This is a genomic window from Kingella kingae ATCC 23330 (assembly GCF_900111845.1).
In the GTDB taxonomy this organism is placed as follows: Bacteria; Pseudomonadota; Gammaproteobacteria; order Burkholderiales; family Neisseriaceae; genus Kingella; species Kingella kingae.
In genome coordinates, this window is record NZ_FOJK01000044.1 from 1 (window position 1) to 3,556 (window position 3,556).

The 3,556-nt window shown below is 50.3% G+C and carries 5 protein-coding genes; all 5 read left to right on the top strand.

Annotated elements, in window-relative coordinates; genetic code table 11:
* A partial coding sequence (locus tag BQ5809_RS11015; RefSeq protein ID WP_420911740.1) for a phage tail protein occupies window positions 1–940 on the top strand: 940 nt, incomplete at its 5' end.
* On the top strand, window positions 940–1,827 hold the full coding sequence (locus BQ5809_RS07945; protein ID WP_003786194.1) for a phage tail protein: 888 nt from the start codon (window positions 940–942) through the stop codon (window positions 1,825–1,827). The genes BQ5809_RS11015 and BQ5809_RS07945, both read left to right, overlap by 1 nt.
* The gene (locus BQ5809_RS07950) at window positions 1,828–2,046 is read left to right on the top strand and encodes a tail protein X (protein ID WP_003786192.1); all 219 of its coding nucleotides are present in this window, start codon (window positions 1,828–1,830) and stop codon (window positions 2,044–2,046) included. It abuts the gene before it with no gap.
* On the top strand, window positions 2,034–3,137 hold the full coding sequence (locus BQ5809_RS07955; RefSeq protein ID WP_003786190.1) for a phage late control D family protein: 1,104 nt from the start codon (window positions 2,034–2,036) through the stop codon (window positions 3,135–3,137). Before BQ5809_RS07950 ends, BQ5809_RS07955 begins: the two co-directional genes overlap by 13 nt.
* Window positions 3,124–3,556, top strand: a 433-nt coding sequence (locus BQ5809_RS07960) for a phage baseplate assembly protein V (RefSeq protein ID WP_071461643.1), incomplete at its 3' end; no start/stop codon positions are given. The genes BQ5809_RS07955 and BQ5809_RS07960, both read left to right, overlap by 14 nt.

The window sequence follows — 3,556 nt, forward strand, 5'->3', positions numbered from 1 at the left end:
CGGTATTGCGCCCATTATGCCTTTGCTGGAAATGATAGGGGCTGGCTGGAAAGGTTTATTTGATTTGGCTGTGGCATTTGTGCAGCCGATTATCGCGTGGTTTCGTGAGCTGGGTTTGGTTAGCGATAGCACGGCACAAAAAGCCCAAGGTTTTGGCTATTACGTCGGCGCAATGCTGGGCAGCCTATTTGGCAGCGTTATCACAATCGGTCAGATGATTATTTCAGGCTGGCAGATGATTTTTGACGGTGTTTTTTCGTTAGTGTCATCTTTGTGTGAAACGATTAAAGCTGTTTGGAACGGCGGTTTAACAGGCATTTTAGCCTTAATTATGAGCTGGTCGCCACTGGCTTCATTTGTCGCGGTCTTTTCAGGCTTGTTTGCGTGGTTTGCAGGGCTGCCTGCTACCTTTGCCGCGTATGGCGGCATGATGATTGACGGTTTAGTCAATGGCATTAAATCCAAAATTGGTGCGGCGGTTGGCGCGGTGCAAAGTTTGGCGACACGGATTAAGGGCGCGTTTACCAGTCCAAAATCTATGGACATTCACTCCCCCAGCCGAGTGTTTAGGAGCTACGGCGGCTACATTACCGAAGGTTTGGCATTGGGCGTGAATAGCGGCGCAGCGCAACCATTAAACCGCATTGGGCAACTTGCAGGCAGCTTGAAAGAGCGGTTTGCAGGGCGAATGCGTGGCTTTAATAGCGACTTATCCGCTCGCTTATCCGCCAATGCCGACACGCTCACCCAAGCGCGAAGCACCGCAGTCGCACAATCCACCGCCAATGCCAACAGCGCAATCACAATTCACTTCAACCCAACCATCAACGCGCAAGGCGGTAATCTGCAACAAATTGAAACCGCGTTACAAATGAGTTTGCGCGAATTTGAAGAATTATTTAAACGCATGATGGCGGATAAAGCACGGAGGGCATATTGATGTTTGCACAATTAGGCGATGTCCGTTTTGAGCTATTAAACAGCTTTACCAGCCTAGAAGAAACGCACCACACCCAATTTGCCAAACACGAGGTACTCAAAGGCAGACCGCGTTTGCAAGCGATGGGTAATGATTTGACCGAGTTACGGTTCGGCATCAAATTGCATTGGAAACTGGGCGATGTGGACACGGCATACAAGGGCTTGATTGCCGCCAAAGAAGCGCAAAAAGCCGTGTCGTTGGTGTACGGTTCAGGGCGGTTTGCAGGCTGGTTTGTGATTGAGCGGCTAACCAGTCGCACCACGATGATGGACGAGCAAGGGCGCACCGCAGCGCGTGAAATAGATGTAGAGCTAACCGAATTTGTCGGTGACCCAAACAATCCATTGCCTACGCCAGCCATTCTTTCAGGCAGCCAAACCCCACTCATGGCAATGCTGCCTGAAAGCGTGCGTAGTCAAGTGTCGGACGTGGTGGTGGCGGTGGAGACAGGGGTCAAAATCTATCACGCCGTAGAAGACCAAATCGGCGAAGTGCAAAGCATTATTCAGGCTGCCAAAGAATTGAAAAACGACCCAGCAGGGGTCATCAATCTTGTCGGCGACAGTTTAGGCATTGCCAACGGCGCACTCGGCAAACTGCCTGAAATCACATCGCTATTGGGCGATTTATCAGGTGCGGCAGAGTTTACCGCCCAAGCTAGCCTAGCCACACACCAACTGGGCAGCGCAGTCGGGCATTTACGCGCAGGCTATGAAAGCGGCACGGTAGGCGATTGGTTGGTTTCAGGCAGCAATGCGATTGATGAAGCAGCCGAAAGCATGAGCAACGGTGCAGCAGCCGTGCAAACCTTAACCGCGTTTCTAGCCATAAGGGGAGACAGCTAAATGAACGGCGTTTTAATCTACACCACGCGAGACGGCGACCGTTGGGACACCATTGCGCACAAGCATTATGGCAATGCGCTAATGATAAGCGGTTTAATTGCCGCCAATCCCCATTTACCACTTGCCGAACAATTTAAAAGCGGTTTGACCGTGTTTGTGCCCGTGTTGGACAGCAAACCCAAAAACAGTCAGGAGCAATTACCGCCATGGATGCATTAGGATTTTTAAATGCCCTTTCAGGCAGTAAAGCAAGCAGCCTGCACCCTGTAACCGCCCCCGATTTCCTGCTAACCTACGAACAAAAAGACATCACAGCCGACATCGCGCCCTATCTGTTATCGTTTACTTACACGGATTATTTGAGCGACCAGTCGGACGAACTGCAAGTGAGTTTTGAAGACGTGGACGGGCGTTGGTTGCGAACATGGTATCCCAACCAAGGCGACAGTTTGAGTTTATCTTGCGGCGACCAGTTCACAGGTCTTGTGAACTGGGGCAGTTTTGAGATTGCCGAATTGGAATACGAACACAGCAAAAGCGGTGGCAGTATCATCCATTTAAAAGCATTAAGCACAGGCATTACCAAAGCCAATCGCACCCTACAAGCCAAAGCCTACGAAAACACGACACTAGCCCAAATCGTCCGCCTGATTGCCAAACGGCTAAAACTATCGGTAACAGGCACGGTGGCAGACATCAAAATCCAGCGCGTAACCCAATATCAAGAGCGCGATGTAGAATTTCTCACGCGATTGGCAAAAGAATACGGACACAGTTTCAAAATTGTGGGCAAGACTTTGGTGTTTACCAGCCGTGCTGAATTGGTCGGACAAAAAGCCGTTGCCGTGATTGATTTTGCCGATGTGTTGCGGATTCGTTTGCGTGATTTGATTAAGGGCGTACCGCAAGCGGTGGAAGTGCAAACCTACGACCAAAAGAAAAAACAAACCCGAAAAACCACCAAAAAAGGCAAGCCGCGCCGTCCGAAAAAGAAACGCCAAACCACCAGCGACACCTTGAAAATCGTTGCCAACAAAGGCGAAAGCCCCGAGCAAACCGAACACCGCGCCCAAGCTGCTTTGGACAACGCGCAAGATGAGCAAAATTCAGGCAGCCTGACGGTGGTGGGTAACGCTTTGTTGGTAGCAGGGCAAATGGTGGAGCTGCAAAATTTTGGGCAATTTAGTGGGCGATATTTGGTTAAACAAGCGCGACATGATTTCAGCAAACGCGGTTACACAACTGAATTAGAAGTAAAGATGATTGAATACCTTGACGAAAATACGGAGAACGCGAATGCAAACGCATGATTTTGGCGCAACCTTGCAATTTGGCACAGTTGCCGAAGTGGACGACAAAAAACACGCCGTGCGTGTGGATTTGCCAGCCTTGGAAAATTTGCAAACCGATTGGCTGCCTGTGATTACACTTGGTGCAGGTGGCAACCAATTTTATTGTTTGCCCGATGTGGGTGCATTGGTAGTGTGCGTGTTGGACGCTCGCGGCGAAAGCGGCGTGTGTCTCGGGGCGATTTACAACGATGCCGACCCTGTGCCAGCGACCAGCCGTGATATTCATGTGTTGCAATACACCAACGGCACGCGCATTCAGCACAACCGCAAAACGGGCGATATTTTGATTAAGACCAGTGGCACGGTTACGATTGATGCCGATTGTGTGATACAAAAAACGCTGGCGGTAAATGGCTTGCTGACTTACACGGCTGGTA

What these genes read in the sequence shown, in the direction of transcription:
- BQ5809_RS07955 (WP_003786190.1), top strand. Translation starts at nt 2,034, where the DNA reads ATGGATGCATTAGGATTTTTAAATGCCCTTTCAGGCAGTAAAGCAAGC.
- BQ5809_RS07950 (WP_003786192.1), top strand. Translation starts at nt 1,828, where the DNA reads ATGAACGGCGTTTTAATCTACACCACGCGAGACGGCGACCGTTGGGAC.
- BQ5809_RS07945 (WP_003786194.1), top strand. Translation starts at nt 940, where the DNA reads ATGTTTGCACAATTAGGCGATGTCCGTTTTGAGCTATTAAACAGCTTT.